This window comes from Serratia ureilytica (assembly GCF_017309605.1).
GTDB lineage: Bacteria > Pseudomonadota > Gammaproteobacteria > Enterobacterales > Enterobacteriaceae > Serratia > Serratia ureilytica.
In genome coordinates, this window is sequence record NZ_CP071320.1 from 217390 (window position 1) to 234865 (window position 17476).

The window sequence follows — 17476 nt, forward strand, 5'->3', positions numbered from 1 at the left end:
CGATTGCAGAGGAGTGACCATGAAGATCGCTTTTGATGTCGACGTTATCCGGGATTTGGGCGTGACCAAAATGGTTCAGCAGGTGGCGGACTGGGGCTATAAGTACATCGAGCAGTCGCCGCACCCGCAGATCAACCCGTTTTACAAGCATCCGAAGGCCAGCCGCGAAATCATGGCGGAGTATAAAAACGCCCTGAAAGCGACCGGCGTGGAAATATCCTCATTTATCGTGGTGTATCGCTGGTCCGGGCCGGGGGAAGATCGCCGTCAGGCGGCGGTCAAAAACTGGCGACGGATGATCGAAATCGCGGTGGAGATGGGCGTGCAGGTGATCAACACCGAGTTGGCCGGTAACCCCAACGAGCCGGAGATCTGCGAGGAGCTGTGGTATCGCTCGATGGAGGAGCTGCTGCCGATCGTCGAGCGTGAGGGCATCCGTATGGAGATCCAGTCGCATCCGTGGGACTTCTGTGAGCTGAGCAACGAAACCGCCGATCTGGTGAAATCGCTGCGCAGCGACCACGTCAAATACCTCTACAGCGTGCCGCACACCTTCTACTACGACAAGGGGCAGGGCGACGTGGCCGGCATGCTGAAGTACGCCGGGGACGATCTTTCCCACGTGCTGATCGCCGACACCATGAACCACACCAAGCACTGCCGCTATATCGTCAACCCGCCGGGCGTTGACGCCGCGGTGCACCAGCATGTCGGCATCGGCGAAGGCGAGGTGAATTTCGATGCCCTGTTCCAGACGCTGCGCGACATGGAATTCGCCAACCGCAGCTTCAAGGTCGGCGGCGAATCGATCATCTGCACCTCGCTGTTCGGCTATCCGGAAAAGATGCCGAGCCAGGCGGTGGCGACCAGAGAGCGCATCGAAAGAGAGCTGTTGGGCAACTAATCTTATTCGGCTCGCCGGCGGCGTTTGCACCGGCGGCCCTCCAAGGACCGAGGCAGACCATGAATAAAGACAACGTGAAATTGGCCATTGCGCCGATCGGCTGGACCAACGACGATATGCCCGATCTGGGCAAGGAAAACACCTTTCAGCAGTGCGTCAGCGAAATGGCGCTGGCTGGCTTCACCGGCAGCGAAGTGGGCAGCAAATATCCGCGCGATCCGGCGGTGCTGAAGCCGATGCTGGATATTCGCGGCATCCAGATCTGCAACGCCTGGTTCAGCACCTTTTTCGCCGATGGTCAGAAAGACAAAACCATCGATGAATTTATCAACCACATGAATTTCCTGCATGCCATGGGCGCCAGGGTGATCGGCTGTTCTGAACAGAGCAAGAGCATTCAGGGCACCACCAAAGGCGTGTTCGAAGAGAAGCCGTACTTCAGCGATGAAGAGTGGCGGCGGGTGGCCGACGGTTACAACGAGCTGGCGAAGATCGCCGCCGGCAAAGGCATGCAGGTGTGTCTGCATCACCACATGGGCACCGGCATTCAGACCACCGCCGAAATCGATCGCTACATGAGCATGGTCAACGACGACGTCTACCTGCTGTTCGATACCGGCCACGCCTACTATTCGGAAGGCAGCCAGCAGGCGATGATGGCGATCCTGGAGAAGTATCTGCCGCGCATCAACCACGTCCATCTGAAGGACGTGCGCGATGAGGTGGTGGCGGAAGTGAAGGCCAACAAGCTGAGCTTCCTCGACGGCGTGAAGAAGGGCACCTTTACCGTGCCGGGTGATGGCGTGATCGACTTCAGGCCGGTGTTCAAGCTGCTGGACGAGCGCGGTTACAAGGGATGGATGGTGGTGGAAGCCGAGCAGGATCCGGCGCTGGCCAACCCGTTCGAGTATGCTGTGAAAGCGCGCCGCTATATTCGGGAAACCGCCGGCATTTAAGCGGTAAGGGGCAATAAAACTCGAGGGGCGCCGCCAGCGCCCCTTTTTGATGGCGGCGCGTTAGCCGCCGAGCGTTCGCCAGGTGGCAACCTGGCTGCCTGGCCACGGTGTGGCGGCATACACGCCACGGGCGATCGCCCGAGCGAGGGTGTCCGCCGCCAGCGCGCCGATTTGCAGCACCGCCAGTTCGCGGCTGCCCTGTACTTCGCGCTGCCCGGTGGACAGGGCGAACACCACGTCGCCGTCAAACGGGCTGTGCAGCGGGCGAATAGCGCGCGCCATGCCGTCTTGCGCCATGATGGCCACCCGTTTCAACTCCACGCGCGTCAGCGCCAGATCGGTGGCGATGCAGGCCAGGGTGGTGTTCTTTCTGCCGCCCTGCGGCTCTTGCACCATCCAGTCTTCGCCCTGAGCGCGTAGTTGCGCCAGCGCCGCCGCGCCGCCGTTGCCGAATTCACCGTCAATTTCATAGGGCGTCGCCCAGAAGGCGCGGGTGCCGGGCGCTACCACCGCACCCAGGCTGTTGACCGCCACCAGCGCGCCGACGGTAGCGCCGTTGGCGGCGACGATAGACGCCGAACCGAGGCCGCCTTTCAGCTTGCCCATGCCGGTCATGGCGCCGTAGCCGGCGCCGACGGTGCCCAGCGGAAAGTCCAATCCAGCCTTGCCGACCGCGTCGATGCCCAACTGGCGATACGGCGGCGTGAGCTGCCAGTTTTTGTCACCGCCGTTGGCCAGATCGTACAGGCAGGCGGTGGGCACGATCGGGGAGACCGGCACGCCGGGCGCTGGGCGCAGCGCGTAGCCTCGGCCCTGTTGCCCCAGCCAGGCCGCGACGCCGTCCGCCGCCGCCAGGCCGTAAACTGAACCGCCGCTGAACGTCAGCGCATCGATGGTTTGCACCAGATTGTCTTCGCCCAAGGCGTCGGTTTCCCGGGTGGCGGGGCCGCCGCCGCGCACGTCCACGGCGGCCATCGCCGGGCTGTCCGGCAGGATCACCGTCGCGCCGGTGCGCACCCGGCTGTCTTGCGCCACGCCGACCTTCAGGCCCGGCACATCGGTAATCAGGTTGCGGGCGCCAGGGCGCCCGGTGGCGGAAGTTGGCATAGCGGCACCTAATGGGGTGAGGGGAGAGAACATGCCGGCGGCGGCCGTCAAGCCGGCCAGCGCTTGTAAAAAGGTTCGGCGGTTGATGTTAAGGGGCCGGCGCAGCGGCCCCTGCGGGGGGATGAGATCACGCATCTGCGCGTGGCTGCCCGGAGCGCAGACGCGCCATATGGTAGGCATCGACCAGCACGCCGTCGCGCATGGCATAGGCGCGGCTGGTGCCCTCTATCTCAAAGCCGAATTTGCGGTACAGCGCGATGGCCGCCGGGTTATCGGTGAACACCGTCAGTTCGATGCGCTCGATGGCCGCCCAGTTGTCGCACAGGTCGAGCATCGCCTGCATCAGGCGGCTGCCGACGCCTTTACCGTGGTAGCGCGGATCGACGCCGATGCCGAAGGTGGCGACGTGGCGGCGGCGAACGCGCTGATTCAGCATCACAACCAACTGGCCGGCAAGCTGCCCGTCGATGATGGCGGCCAGGTTATGCGTGCCCGGTTCGGGATTGGCGAGGCGTTTCTGCCAGGACTCGACGGACGGTAGCGGGAGCTGCAGCGTATCGCGGTAGACGGGCGTCTGAGAATAAAGATGATGCAGGGCCTGCGCATCCGTTGTTTCCACGTGGCGTATCACGATCTCGCTCATCTTGCTGCTCATCTCGCTGCTCCTGTCGCTTACCGGTTGAATAACCTATGAATTTATCCGTTTACTGCCTTGAGTCAATATTATTTAAACGGGTCAAAAAAAACGCTTTACAGGTGCGAATGATAATGATTATTATTGCGATGCGTTCCGGGGAGGGCATCAACCCTTGATACTCTCGCTGCGAAGGCACGACATTGCTCACATTGCTTCCAGTGTTTACTTAGCCAGCTCGGGTGCTGGCTTTTTTTTTGCCATTTTTCAGCCGTTCCCGCTTTCAACAAATCCGCTGCCCATCCGCCGTTTCATTTCATCGAAATTTTTGAACAGAGGCATGAGTTTTTTACGCTTTCTTATTCTGCTGGCAGGACTAGACTGTAAAAAAACATTGAGGAGAGTTGAATATGATTTATGTACGTAAAGCGGAAGACCGCGGCCACGCCAATCATGGCTGGCTGGATAGCTGGCACACCTTCTCATTTGCCGATTACTACGATCCGAACTTTATGGGGTTCTCGGCGCTGCGGGTGATCAACGAAGATGTGATCGACGCAGGGCAGGGGTTCGGTACTCACCCGCATAAAGACATGGAAATCCTGACCTACGTGCTGAGCGGCACGGTGGAACACCAGGACAGCATGGGCAACAAAGAGCAGATCCAGGCCGGCGAATTCCAGATCATGAGTGCGGGCACCGGCGTGCGTCACTCCGAGTACAACGCCAATCAGGATCGTCCGTTGCACCTGTACCAGATTTGGATCATCCCGGATCAGGTCGGGCTGGAGCCGCGCTACGAACAGCGCATGTTCGACGCGCCGCAGGGCCGTCAGCTGGTGCTGTCGCCGGATGCGCGTGACGGCTCGCTGAAGGTGTTCCAGGACATGACGCTGTCGCGTTGGGCGCTGAATAAAGGTGAGCAGGCGGAATACGCGATCGACGCCGGCCGCCGCATTTGGATCCAGGTGGTGCGCGGCAAGGTCTCGGTCAATGGCCAGGCCGCCGGCATCAGCGACGCGTTTGCGGTGTGGGATGAATCGGCGCTGACGATTCAGGCCGACGAAGAGAGCGAAATCCTGCTGTTCGATCTGCCGCCGGTGTGATTAAGCGGTAAATATCAAGGGCTCACGGTGTGAGCCCTTGAAGTGAGTGATTCGCCTGCCGACGTTGCCTGACTTAATGCCGGCAAAACATATAAAAACAAGGAAAATCAATTTATTGATTTTCGGCTGCTCGTCACAAAGGGGGAGAAACCACGCTTTTTCCCCTTTGTCTGCGTATGAAGGGCTCACGGTGTGAGCCCTTTTTGCGTTGGCCGTCGCATAACCGACAATATCGGCGCGCCGTTTTTTTTGCTAAAATGACTGCCCATTCACGGTTAGTCAGTTCATTGATAATGAAGAAAAAACGGCCGGTACTCCAGGATGTGGCGGACAAGGTGGGCGTGACCAAGATGACGGTGAGCCGTTATCTGCGCAATCCCGACCAGGTTTCCGCCGCCCTGCAGCAAAAAATCGCCGTCGCGCTGGATGAGCTGGGCTACATCCCCAACCGCGCGCCGGACATTCTCTCCAACGCCACCAGCCGGGCGATTGGCGTGCTGTTGCCGTCGCTGACCAACCAGGTGTTCGCCGAAGTGCTGCGCGGCATCGAAAGCGTGACCGACGCGCACAACTACCAGACCATGCTGGCGCACTACGGCTATCTGCCGGAGCGTGAAGAAGAGCGTCTGACCTCGCTGCTGTCTTACAATATCGACGGTTTGATCCTGTCCGAGCGACACCACACGCCGCGCACCCTGAAGATGATCGAGGTGGCGGGCATTCCGGTGGTAGAGCTGATGGACTGCGTCTCGCCGTGCATCGATCTGGCGGTGGGCTTCAACAACTTCGAGGCGGCGCGCCAGATGACGCAGCAAATCATCGCGCACGGCCACCGTCACGTGGTCTACTTCGGCGCCCGTCAGGATGAACGTACTATCATCAAACAACAGGGGTATGAGCAGGCGATGCGTGAATCCGGCCTGGAGCCGTACAGCATCATGACCGCGCGGTCTTCCTCCTATTCCGCCGGCGGCGAGCTGCTGCGCCAGGCGCAGCGCGATTATCCGCAGATCGACAGTATCTTCTGCACCAACGATGACCTGGCGATCGGCGCGGCCTTCGAGTGCCAGCGACAGGGGCTGTCGATCCCGCAGGACATGGCGATCGCCGGTTTCCACGGCCATGACATCGGTCAGGTGATGGTGCCGAAGCTGGCCAGCGTGCTGACCCCGCGCGAGCGCATGGGGCAGATCGGCGCCGAGCGCCTGCTGGCCCGGCTGCGCGGCGAAACGGTGTGCCCGCGCATGGTGGACGTCGGTTTCACCGTGATCCCAGGCGGCAGCATCTGAGCCATTTTAACGTTCTGTTTTAACACCCTTTCTTTTTGCAGCGCGTCCTGAGGCGCGCTGGTTATCCCGCCTGTAAGCCCGCCGCTCGTTGCCGACATAAGTTTGATCTCTGTCCCAGAACGCGAATTTTAGCCGCTTACCCGGTTCCGAGGCTTATGTTGTTACCGGTATCATGATACCGGTAACAACGAGTGGGCGGTCATCTTGCTGCAAGACTGAACCTCTGAATCAACAACACCTACAGCTCTTCTTAAACACCGGGAAAGAGCCTAAAAATAAAACAACCGCACGCTTTACGCCTATCGTAAAGAGAGTCGCGATAAAAGGTTGGAGAAAAACTATGCCATTAGTGATTGTTGCAGGCGGCGTAGCGCTGCTGCTGCTGCTGATGATCCGCTTCAAGCTGAACGGCTTTATCTCTCTGGTTCTGGTTGCTCTGGCGGTCGGGATTGCACAGGGGATGCCGGTCGATAAGGTCATCGGCTCCATCAAGGCCGGCGTGGGCGGCACGCTGGGCAGCCTGGCGCTGATCATGGGCTTCGGCGCCATGCTCGGCAAGCTGCTGGCGGACTGCGGCGGCGCACAGCGCATCGCCACCACGCTGATCGACAAGTTCGGCAGAAAACACATTCAATGGGCGGTGGTGCTGACCGGTTTCACCGTCGGCTTCGCGCTGTTCTACGAAGTGGGCTTCGTGCTGTTGCTGCCGCTGGTGTTCACCATCGCCGCCTCCGCGCGCATTCCGCTGCTGTACGTCGGCGTGCCGATGGCCGCTGCGCTGTCGGTGACTCACGGCTTCCTGCCGCCGCACCCGGGCCCGACCGCTATCGCCACCATCTTCCATGCCGACATGGGTAAAACCCTGTTGTACGGCACGCTGCTGGCGATCCCGACGGTGATCCTGGCCGGCCCGGTCTATGCCCGCTTCCTGAAAGGCATCGACAAGCCGGTGCCGGAAGGCCTGTACAACCCGAAAACCTTTACCGACGCGGAGATGCCGAGCTTTGGCGTCAGCGTCGCCACGTCGCTGGTGCCGGTGATCCTGATGGCGCTGCGCGCGGTGGCTGAAATGGTGTTGCCGAAGGGCCACAGCCTGCTGCGCTTCGCCGAGTTCTTCGGCGACCCGGTGATGGCGACCCTGATCGCCGTGCTGATCGCCATCTTCACCTTCGGCCTGAACCGCGGCCGCACCATGGATGAAGTGATGGGCACCATCACCGACTCGATTAAAATCATCGCCATGATGCTGTTGATCATCGGCGGCGGCGGCGCCTTCAAACAGGTGCTGGTGGACAGCGGCGTCGAGCAGTACATCGCCGGCCTGATGGAAGGCAGCAACGTTTCGCCGATCCTGATGGCCTGGTCGATCGCCGCCGCGCTGCGTCTGGCGCTGGGTTCCGCCACCGTGGCGGCGATCACCGCCGGCGGCATCGTCGCCCCGCTGATCGCCACCACCGGCGTCAGCCCTGAGCTGATGGTGATTGCGGTCGGTTCCGGCAGCGTTATCTTCTCGCACGTTAACGATCCGGGCTTCTGGCTGTTCAAGGAGTACTTCAACCTGAGCATCATGGAAACCATCAAATCCTGGTCGGTGCTGGAAACCATCATCTCGGTGTGCGGCCTGGTGGGCTGCCTGCTGCTGGCGACGGTCGTATAATCGTTATCCGACGCCCTGCGGGGCGTCGGCGTTCCAGAGTATCTTTATCAGTTGGGACGCATTTGGCGCGCTCGCGCCAGTTCCCATAAGGGCATGACACAATGAGTAATCCGCAGAATCACGTATTTATCCTGATGGGGGTGTCCGGCAGCGGTAAATCCGCCGTGGCCAGCGCCGTCGCCCGGGAAGCCGATGCCGCCATGCTGGACGGCGATTATCTGCATCCGCGCGCCAACATCAACAAAATGGCCGCCGGGCATGCGCTGGACGACAACGATCGCGTTCCGTGGCTGGCTGCGCTCAACGACGCCATCTTCGCCATGCAACGCACCAATCCGGTGTCGCTGCTGGTGTGTTCGGCGCTGAAAAAAAGCTATCGCGACCGCCTGCGCGAAGGGAATAGCAACCTGCATTTCCTCTACCTGAAAGGCGACAAAGCGGTGATCGAGGAGCGCCTGAAGCAGCGCAAAGGTCATTTCTTCAAACCGCAGATGCTGGTTTCGCAGTTCGCCACGTTGGAAGAGCCGGGCGAGCAGGAGCCGGATGTGCAAGCGATCGACATCAACCAGCCGCTGGACGGCGTGGTCGCCGATACGCTCGCCTATATTCGCCGCGTTACCGCCCGCTGAGCGCGGGCCGTTGTCGGCGCCGCCAGGCGCCTACAGCTTCATGTAAGCCCGCACGCCGTCCAGGAACATCTGGGTCGACAGCATCACCAGAATCAGCCCCATCAACCGCTCCAGCGCGCTGACGCCTTTGCTGCCCAGCAGGCGCAGGAACAGGTTCGACATCAGCAAAATGGCCGCAGAGAGGCCCCAGGCGATCAACAGCGCCGCCACCAGATGGGGCAGCTGATGTGGATACTGGTGCGACAGCAGCATCAATGCAGCCAGAATCGACGGCCCGGCCACCAGCGGGATCGCCAGCGGCACCAGGAACGGCTCCTCGCCGGCGGACAGCCCGGAGCTGTTTCCTTCCTGCGAGGGGAAAATCATCTTGATGGCGATCAGAAACAGGATGATGCCGCCGGAAATGGAGACGGTTTCGGTGCGCAGGTTGAGGAACGCCAGAATTTTCTCGCCGGCGAACAGGAAGATCAGCATCAGCAGCAGGGCGATCAGCAGCTCGCGAATCAACACCACGCGGCGGCGGCGCGGTTCCAGGTGTTTGAGCACCGACATGAAAATCGGCAGGTTGCCCAGCGGATCCATAATTAAAAACAGCAATACCGTAGCGGAAATCATCTCTGTCATGGTGACCTCGTGATCGGGAAAACGCCTCGGCCTTTTCGGCCGCGTCCTTGCCTATAAGAAGGATTGCTGAGAAATCCCCAGCCATCGAATAAATTCACTTTGCGCCCGCGCCGACATTTTGTAAGGTGAGGAGATATTGCACACAACTCGTTATCACCTAATAAGCCCTTATCCGGGCGGGACACAGATATTATGAAAAACGTTGGTTTCATCGGTTGGCGCGGAATGGTCGGCTCGGTTCTCATGCAACGCATGACGGAAGAGCGCGATTTCGACGCCATTCGCCCGGTCTTTTTCTCCACCTCGCAGCACGGTTCTGCCGCGCCGGCCTTCGGCGGCCAGCAGGGCACGCTGCAGGATGCCTATGACATCGACGCCCTGAGCGCGCTCGATATCATTATTACCTGTCAGGGCGGCGATTATACCAACGAAGTTTACCCTAAGCTGCGCGCCAGCGGTTGGCAGGGTTACTGGATCGACGCGGCCTCGTCGCTGCGCATGCAGGATGACGCCATCATCATTCTGGATCCGGTCAACCACGCGGTGATCCAGCAGGGCCTGGACAAAGGCATCAAAACCTTCGTCGGCGGCAACTGCACCGTCAGCCTAATGCTGATGTCCCTCGGCGGCCTGTTCGCCAACGATCTGGTGGAGTGGGCGTCGGTCGCCACCTACCAGGCGGCCTCCGGCGGCGGCGCTCGCCACATGCGCGAACTGCTGACCCAAATGGGCATGCTGCACGCCGATGTGGCGAAAGAGCTGCAGGATCCAGCCTCCGCCATTCTGGATATCGAACGCAAGGTGACCGAGGCGACCCGCAGCGGCAAACTGCCGACCGACAACTTCGGCGTGCCGCTGGCCGGCAGCCTGATCCCGTGGATCGACAAGCAGCTCGACAACGGCCAGAGCCGCGAAGAGTGGAAAGGCCAGGCGGAGACCAACAAGATCCTCAACACCGGCAGCGTGATCCCGGTCGATGGCCTGTGCGTGCGCGTGGGCGCGCTGCGCTGCCACAGCCAGGCGTTCACCCTGAAGCTGAAAAAAGACGTGTCGCTGCCGGAAATCGAGCAGATGCTGGCGACGCACAACGACTGGGTGCGCGTGATCCCGAACGACCGCGAGCTGACCATGCGCGAACTGACGCCTGCGGCGGTGACCGGCACGCTGAATACGCCGGTCGGCCGTCTGCGCAAGCTGAATATGGGGCCGGAGTACCTGTCGGCGTTCACCGTGGGCGACCAGCTGCTGTGGGGCGCGGCCGAGCCGCTGCGCCGCATGCTGCGCATCCTGCTGTAAACCCGCTCGCCAGTTCATCTGTTGTATTTCAAAGCCCGCTTATTGCGGGCTTTTTCATATGAGCGGAGTCATGTCGGTATGGTCTGAATGTGGTTACAAGTTAATCTTCCCTGTGATATTTATAAGCGCATTGGCAACATAGCGCAGGTATAGGGATATGATTTCCAACGAAGGATTACAGGTCGCGCTTTCACCCGTGCAGCTAGCGGCCGTGATGTCGGATAGCACGGTCACAGAAGGGGAAACCTGGGGTAATCGGCTCATGGGTGGACTGGGTTTAGCGGGGGGAGTCGTCGAACTTCTTGGGGCTGGGGTGATGTGCTATGCGCCTGACCCAACATTGTTAACCAAAGTGGGATGCGTGGTCGTTGGCACTCATAGCATGGATAGCATAAAAACCGCATCAAATCAGATCATTACCGGCCGATCATTGACTACAGACACTTACAAGTCGGCGGTTTTGCTGGCTCAGAGTCTGGGGGCCGACGAAGATATGGCTTACAACGTCGGTTTAACGGTAGATATTGCCGTTCCTTTGGTGTTTGCAACCGCTTTAGGCGCTGTACGCGTGGCTTCCGTTCGGGTGGGGCAATTAAAATTGCTTGAACACGAGTCTATAGCCGGTGCAAAAGGAGGTGGGCACACCATTGCTAAGCATGTTGCTAAAAGTTCAGAAGAGCTGCTGGAGCGCTTGGCAAAGAGTCCTGGTTTACAGTCAGCCTCGACATTTACAGATTTACGTACTGCTGAAGACGCGATTAGTCGGGCGTTGAAAGTGAATAACGCGCTTATTAAGCGCTGGGCGCAACAGCCTACTTCGGCCAACGTGCTTGAACTCACGCATAAGGTGGGTAAGCGGTTGGTTTTGGCTACAGGCAAGGAAGCACAATTCAATTAACGTCCAACAGCGTGCGGGTTGTCTTGCTAAAGAAAATTTACAACGGTAAGCCGTATTACATTTTAACCGCTTACCCCATTATCAGATAAGGGACCCTATGGGCTTTTCAGTCGCTAATCTCGGTACACTTGTGCGTGTTTTTTTTGGGCAAGATTATGATTTATTTGGAGAGTCTGTAGAAGAGATCCTGGCCTCTTATCGGGAGACGGAAAATACCGCGACAGTGAGAAAAACCGTCGATGAAGCACGAGCGTTGCTGGCGCAATATCCTGAGGAACAACAGCTTGAACTTGCTGTTGCTGAACTTGCTGATGGGGAGTTTGCACCAGCGCCATGGGGATACACAGCGCGATCGTTTCTTGAGAAGGTGATCTCTGCTTTGGAATAGGCGATACCTGCTGCTTCTGTACTTTGTTGTAAACCCATACTTCCTGGGGGCTGAGCGCTTTCAGCCCCCTAACGCCTTATTTTCCGCCTTTTTGTTCGCTGCGCGCCGCGTCGGGCAGCGTTATCGCAAGTCTCGTTTCATTGGGCTGTACCCCGCATCTCTTCTCGTCGGCCGCCGCATGCAGATGCCGTCAGGCTGGCAGTTTTCTTAATGAAGAATTTTCCTCACCAATGCCGAGCAGTTTTTAACAGACATTGGCTATGCTTAACGCAGGGGTGAACACTTTTTCACCATGACTGAAATATTTCAAAAAATAAGCATAAAGAGCGAAATTCAGGTCGGCAGAGTAAAGATTGGTCAATAACCGACCGCAATCACGCTTTAGAGTCCGAATGCATTGCATGATGACCAAAACGGCCAAGGAATAACCAACAAGCCGTGCTTAGATCATGCTGTTAATCTAAGGAAGAAGACTATGCCTGTACTTCCCGATCGTGACGTGATTGATCAGATCATCTCCGGCCATTATGCCGATCCCTTTGCTCTGCTTGGCATGCATGCGACCGATAACGGTCTGCAAGTGCGCGCGCTGCTGCCGGACGCCGGCGCAGTCTGGCTGGTGGAACAGCAAACCGGCCGGCGACTGGTGCAGCTGAACTGCGACGATCCGCGCGGTTTCTTCAGCGCCGTGGTGCCGCGGCGAAAAAATCCTTTCCGCTATCAGCTGCAGGTCAGCTGGCGCGATCATCAACAGATCGTCGACGATCCCTACCGGTTCGGCCCGCTGCTGCAGGATATCGACAGTTGGTTATTGGCCGAAGGCACGCATCTGCGCCCCTATGAACGGCTGGGCGCTCACCTCGTCACGCTGGATGGCGTCGACGGCGTCAGCTTTGCGGTCTGGGCGCCCAACGCGCAGCGCGTCTCGGTGGTGGGGGAATTCAACTTCTGGGACGGCCGCCGCCACCCGATGCGTCTGCGGCGTGAGAACGGCATCTGGGAGCTGTTCTTGCCCGGCGTGCGGGCCGGGCAGCTGTACAAATATGAAATCGTCGATTGCTATGGCAATACCCAACTGAAAGCCGATCCTTACGCCTTTGAGGCGCAGATGCGCCCGGATACCGCCTCGCTGGTGGCGCCGCTGCCGGAGGTGGTGCCGTCGACGCCGGCGCGCCGCCGCGCCAACGATTTTGACCAGCCGATCGCCATTTACGAGGTGCATCTCGGCTCATGGCGCCGCCACACCGATAACCACTTTTGGCTCAGCTACGGTGAACTGGCGGTGCAGCTGATCGACTATGTGAAGGACATGGGATTCACCCATATCGAGCTGCTGCCGGTCAACGAGCACCCGTTCGACGGCAGCTGGGGCTACCAGCCGCTGGGGCTGTATGCGCCGACCCGGCGCTTCGGCACGCCGGCCGACTTCAGGGCGTTTGTGGCGGCGGCGCATGAGGCGGGCATCAACGTGATCCTCGACTGGGTGCCGGGGCACTTCCCCAGCGACGCCTACGGCCTGGCGAATTTCGATGGCACTGCGCTGTACGAATACGCCGATCCGCGCGAGGGCTACCATCAGGACTGGAATACGCTGATTTACAACTACGGTCGCCACGAGGTGCGCAACTACCTGGCGGGCAACGCGCTGTATTGGCTGGAGCGCTTCGGCATCGACGCGCTGCGGGTGGATGCGGTGGCGTCGATGATCTATCGCGACTACAGCCGCGCCGACGGCGAGTGGGTGCCGAATTACTACGGCGGCAACGAGAATCTGGAGGCCATCGCCTTCCTGCGTTATACCAACCAGACTATCGGCCAGGCGCAGCCGGGCGCGGTGACGTTGGCGGAGGAATCCACCGACTATCCCGGCGTCACCCTGCCGCCGGACGCCAACGGCCTTGGGTTCCACTACAAATGGAACCTCGGCTGGATGCACGACACGCTCAATTACATGAAGTGCGATCCGGTGCACCGCAAGTATCACCACAACCAGATGACCTTCGGCATGCTGTACGCCTATACCGAGAACTTCGTGTTGCCTATCTCGCACGATGAAGTGGTGCACGGCAAAAAATCGGTCCTCGACCGTATGCCGGGCGACGCCTGGCAGAAATTCGCCAACCTGCGCGCCTATTACGGCTTTATGTGGGCGCATCCGGGCAAGAAGCTGCTGTTTATGGGCTGCGAATTCGCACAGGGGCGCGAGTGGAATTTCGATACCAGCCTCGACTGGCATTTATTGGAAGGGTTGGATAACTGGCATAACGGCGTGCAGCGGCTGGTGCGCGATCTGAACCACTGCTACCGGCAGCAGGCGCCGCTGTACGAGCGCGACTACCGGCCTGACGGCTTCGAGTGGCTGGTGGTCGACGATCACGACAACTCGGTGTTCGCGTTCGCGCGCTACGATTCGCAGGGCAATGAGCTGATCGCCATCAGCAACTTTACCCCGGTGCCGCGCTACCGCTACCGCATCGGCCTCTCGCGCGCCGGTGACTACCGCGAGATCCTCAATACCGATTCGCACCACTATCACGGCAGCAACGCCGGCAATCAGGGGCGGGTCTCTTCCGAAGCGGTCGGCAGCCACGGCCGCGACTTTTCCATCTGCGTAACGCTGCCGCCGCTGGCGACCATTTATCTGCTGCGGGAGGCGCCATGACGGAGCTGACGGCCGGCCTCGCCGCGCCGCTGGGCGCGCATTACGACGGCGAAGGCATCAACTTTACCCTGTACTCGGCGCACGCCGAGCGGGTGGAGCTGTGCCTGTTCGACGGCCAGCAGCGCGAAGTGCGCCTGCCGCTGCCGGCGCGCAGCGGCGATATCTGGCATGGCTACTTACCGGGCGGCAGGCCGGGGCAACGTTACGGTTACCGGGTCTACGGCCCGTTTGACCCGGCGAACGGACAGCGTTTCAACCCCAACAAACTGGCGCTCGATCCGGCCGCGCGCGCGGTGGAAGGGCCGGTGGCGGATCACCCGCACCTGCACGGCGGTTACGAGCAGCCGGACCCGCACGACAGCGCGGAGCTGATGCCGAAGTGCGTGGTGGTGGACGAACAGTATGACTGGCAGGACGATCGCCCGCCTGCCACGCCCTGGGGACAGACGGTGATTTACGAAGCGCACGTGCGCGGCCTGACGCTGCTGCATCCGCAGATCCCGCCGGCGCTGCGCGGCAGCTTCGCCGCATTGGGGCACCCGGCGATGATCGCCCACTTCAAACGCCTCGGCATCACCGCGCTGGAACTGCTGCCGGTGCAGCAACATACCTCCGAACCGCGCCTGCAGCGGTTGGGGCTGATCAACTATTGGGGCTATAACGTGCTGGCGCCCTATGCGCCGGACAACCGCTACGCCAGCCTGAGCACCGATGCCACGCCGCTGAACGAATTCCGCGATGCGGTCAAGGCGCTGCACAAAGCCGGCATCGAGGTGATCCTCGACGTGGTGTTCAACCACAGCGCCGAGCTGGATATGGACGGGCCGATGCTGTCGCTGAGCGGCATCGATAACCTGAGCTACTACTGGCTGACGCCCGAAGGGGACTATGTCAACGACACCGGCTGCGGCAACACGCTGCGGTTGGATCAGCCGCAGGGCGTGGCCTGGGTGATGGATTGCCTGCGTTTTTGGGTGCGGGAGTGCCACGTCGACGGCTTCCGTTTCGATCTGGGCAGCGTGCTCGGCCGCACGCCGGGGTTCGATCGCGATGCGCCGCTGTTCCAGGCGATGCTGGCGGACGATGTGCTGTCGCGCTGCAAGCTGATCGCCGAACCCTGGGACATTGGCCCCGGCGGCTATCAGGTGGGGGCGTTTCCCGGCCGCTTTGCCGAATGGAACGATCATTACCGCGATGACATGCGTCGTTTCTGGCTGCAGAGCGGCGTGTCGCTCGGCCAGTTCGCCCGGCGTTTTGCCGCTTCCAGCGATCTGTATAACCAGCGCGGGCGAGCGCCTTACGCCACCGTCAACATGCTGACCGCCCATGACGGTTTTACCCTGCAAGACGTGGTCAGCTTCAACGAGAAGCACAATCAGCCGAACGGCGAGGGCAACCGCGACGGCAGCGATCGCAATTTCAGCAACAACCACGGCGTGGAAGGCCTGGTCGCCGACGACGCCGTTGTCCAACGCCGCAGGGCCAGCCAACGGGCGATGCTCGCCACGTTGTTGCTGTCCCAGGGAACGCCGATGCTGCTGGCCGGCGATGAACAGGGACACAGCCAGCAGGGGAACAACAATGCCTATTGTCAGGACAACGCCACCACCTGGCTCGACTGGGCCACGGCGGACGACGCGCTGACCGATTACGTCGCGGCGCTGATCGCGCTGCGCCGCCAGATCCCCGCGCTGCAGCAGGACCGTTGGTGGCAGCAGGACGACGGCAGCGTGCAGTGGCTGAACGCGCAAGGTCAGCCGCTCGATGCGCAGCAGTGGGAGCAGGGCGAGCTGCGCATGCAGATCCTGCTGTCGCAGCGCTGGCTGCTGCTGGTCAACGCCACGCCGCAAACGACGGAGATGAGGTTGCCGGAAGGCGATTGGCAGGTTGTCGCCCCGTTCACTCAGGAAGACTCACGGGCGGTATTGCCCGCCTGGCACCAGGCCGCGCGCTCGCTTTGCGTACTGGTACGGAAATAATAAAAGGAGTCCGCTATGGTTAGGTTTGAAAATAAAGACCCCCTGATGTTGGCGCGCCAGCTGCCGATTAAATCCGTAGCGCTGATCCTGGCCGGCGGCCGCGGTTCACGTCTGAAAGATTTGACCTCCACCCGCGCCAAGCCCGCCGTCCACTTTGGCGGCAAATTCCGCATCATCGACTTCGCCTTGTCGAACTGCCTGAACTCCGGCATCCGCCGCATCGGCGTGATCACCCAATACCAGTCGCACACGCTGGTGCAGCACATTCAGCGCGGCTGGTCGTTCCTCAACGAGGAGATGAATGAGTTCGTCGATCTGCTGCCGGCCCAGCAGCGCCTCAGCACCGAGCATTGGTACAAGGGCACCGCCGACGCGGTGTACCAGAACCTGGATATCATCCGTCGCTACGAGGCCGAATACGTGGTGATCCTGGCGGGCGATCACATCTACAAGATGGATTATTCGCGCATGCTGATCGACCACGTCGAGAAGGGCGCTCAGTGCACCGTGGCTTGCCTGCCGGTGCCGCGCAGCGAAGCCGGCGAATTCGGCGTGATGAAGGTGGATGAAAGCGACCGCATCATCGAGTTTCTGGAAAAGCCCGCCGATCCGCCGGCGATGCCGGGCAACCCGGATATGTCGCTGGCCAGCATGGGCATCTATATTTTTAATGCCGCCTACCTGTTCCAACTGCTGGAAGAGGATATGTCGACCCCCGGCTCCAGCCACGATTTCGGCAAGGATCTGATCCCGAAAATCACCGCGCAGCAGGCGGCGTGGGCGCATCCGTTTACCTTGTCCTGCGTGACGTCCAACCCCGACTTGCCGCCTTACTGGCGCGACGTGGGCACGCTGGACGCTTACTGGCGCGCCAATCTCGATCTGGCGTCGGTGACGCCGGAGCTGGACATGTACGACCGCGCCTGGCCGATCCGCACCCACATGGAACCGCTGCCGCCGGCCAAGTTCGTGCAGGATCGCTCCGGTAGCCATGGCATGACCATGAATTCGCTGGTGTCCGGCGGTTGCATCGTCTCGGGCTCGGTGGTGGTGCATTCGGTGCTGTTCCCGCGCGTGCGAGTGAACTCGTTTTGCACCATCGACTCTACCGTATTGTTGCCGGACGTGAACGTCGGCCGTTCCTGCCGCCTGCGGCGCTGCATCATCGACCGCGCCTGCCATATTCCGGAGGGCATGGTGATCGGGGAAAACGCCGATGAGGACAGCAAGCGTTTCTATCGCTCGGAAGGCGGCATCGTGCTGGTGACGCGCGAAATGTTGTCAAAATTGTGAGTTAACGTGGGGGGCAGAACGATAGCCTGCCGCCCGATGAACGGTTCGATGGCT

Annotated in this window: 14 protein-coding genes and 1 pseudogene; 12 read left to right on the forward strand and 3 right to left on the reverse strand. The window is 60.5% G+C overall.

The window, feature by feature from the left end:
* Positions 1-19 precede the first annotated feature (19 nt).
* Both J0X03_RS00985 and iolE read left to right on the forward strand, forming a co-directional pair.
* Positions 20-904, forward strand: coding sequence for a sugar phosphate isomerase/epimerase family protein (locus tag J0X03_RS00985; RefSeq protein ID WP_033645316.1), 885 nt, complete (start codon positions 20-22; stop codon positions 902-904).
* A gap of 59 nt (positions 905-963) precedes the next feature.
* On the forward strand, positions 964-1860 hold the full coding sequence (gene iolE, locus J0X03_RS00990; protein ID WP_033645315.1) for a myo-inosose-2 dehydratase: 897 nt from the start codon (positions 964-966) through the stop codon (positions 1858-1860).
* A 60-nt stretch (positions 1861-1920) separates the two neighbouring features.
* Here the strand turns inward: iolE and J0X03_RS00995 are convergent, their stop codons facing one another.
* Both J0X03_RS00995 and J0X03_RS01000 read right to left on the reverse strand, forming a co-directional pair.
* Complete coding sequence (locus J0X03_RS00995) at positions 1921-3102, reverse strand: P1 family peptidase (RefSeq protein ID WP_033651760.1); 1182 nt, start codon at positions 3100-3102, stop codon at positions 1921-1923.
* Entirely contained in the window at positions 3095-3610 is a 516-nt protein-coding gene (locus J0X03_RS01000) for a GNAT family N-acetyltransferase (protein ID WP_033651759.1), read from the reverse strand. Before J0X03_RS01000 ends, J0X03_RS00995 begins: the two co-directional genes overlap by 8 nt.
* Positions 3611-4011: 401 nt before the next feature.
* On the opposite strand from J0X03_RS01000, the gene J0X03_RS01005 reads away from it, so the two are divergent.
* From J0X03_RS01005 to gntK, 4 genes are all read left to right on the forward strand, one after another.
* On the forward strand, positions 4012-4707 hold the full coding sequence (locus tag J0X03_RS01005) for a pirin family protein (protein ID WP_033651758.1): 696 nt from the start codon (positions 4012-4014) through the stop codon (positions 4705-4707).
* A 293-nt stretch (positions 4708-5000) separates the two neighbouring features.
* The gene (gene gntR, locus J0X03_RS01010) at positions 5001-5996 is read left to right on the forward strand and encodes a gluconate operon transcriptional repressor GntR (RefSeq protein ID WP_004930833.1); all 996 of its coding nucleotides are present in this window, start codon (positions 5001-5003) and stop codon (positions 5994-5996) included.
* Between the two features lie 340 nt (positions 5997-6336).
* A complete protein-coding gene (gene gntT / locus J0X03_RS01015) occupies positions 6337-7653 on the forward strand; it encodes a gluconate transporter (RefSeq protein WP_016930400.1) in 1317 nt (438 codons plus the stop codon).
* A gap of 101 nt (positions 7654-7754) precedes the next feature.
* Complete coding sequence (gene gntK / locus J0X03_RS01020) at positions 7755-8282, forward strand: gluconokinase (protein ID WP_160204671.1); 528 nt, start codon at positions 7755-7757, stop codon at positions 8280-8282.
* A 30-nt stretch (positions 8283-8312) separates the two neighbouring features.
* On the opposite strand, the gene J0X03_RS01025 is transcribed toward gntK, so the two are convergent.
* Positions 8313-8906, reverse strand: coding sequence for a YhgN family NAAT transporter (locus J0X03_RS01025; RefSeq protein ID WP_025159894.1), 594 nt, complete (start codon positions 8904-8906; stop codon positions 8313-8315).
* 192 nt (positions 8907-9098) lie between these two features.
* Here J0X03_RS01025 and asd point away from each other — a divergent pair, with 192 nt between their 5' ends.
* From asd to glgC, 6 genes and pseudogenes are all read left to right on the forward strand, one after another.
* The gene (gene asd, locus J0X03_RS01030) at positions 9099-10202 is read left to right on the forward strand and encodes an aspartate-semialdehyde dehydrogenase (RefSeq protein ID WP_016930397.1); all 1104 of its coding nucleotides are present in this window, start codon (positions 9099-9101) and stop codon (positions 10200-10202) included.
* Between the two features lie 493 nt (positions 10203-10695).
* A pseudogene (locus tag J0X03_RS24290) lies at positions 10696-11189 on the forward strand (RNase A-like domain-containing protein).
* A gap of 8 nt (positions 11190-11197) precedes the next feature.
* The gene (locus J0X03_RS01040; protein ID WP_033645311.1) at positions 11198-11488 is read left to right on the forward strand and encodes a contact-dependent growth inhibition system immunity protein; all 291 of its coding nucleotides are present in this window, start codon (positions 11198-11200) and stop codon (positions 11486-11488) included.
* 475 nt (positions 11489-11963) lie between these two features.
* Complete coding sequence (glgB, locus tag J0X03_RS01045; RefSeq protein ID WP_033645310.1) at positions 11964-14150, forward strand: 1,4-alpha-glucan branching enzyme; 2187 nt, start codon at positions 11964-11966, stop codon at positions 14148-14150.
* Positions 14147-16129, forward strand: coding sequence for a glycogen debranching protein GlgX (gene glgX / locus J0X03_RS01050; protein ID WP_060660162.1), 1983 nt, complete (start codon positions 14147-14149; stop codon positions 16127-16129). The genes glgB and glgX overlap by 4 nt, the downstream gene beginning before the upstream one ends.
* Positions 16130-16144: 15 nt before the next feature.
* On the forward strand, positions 16145-17422 hold the full coding sequence (gene glgC, locus J0X03_RS01055) for a glucose-1-phosphate adenylyltransferase (RefSeq protein ID WP_004930810.1): 1278 nt from the start codon (positions 16145-16147) through the stop codon (positions 17420-17422).
* Positions 17423-17476: the final 54 nt, after the last annotated feature.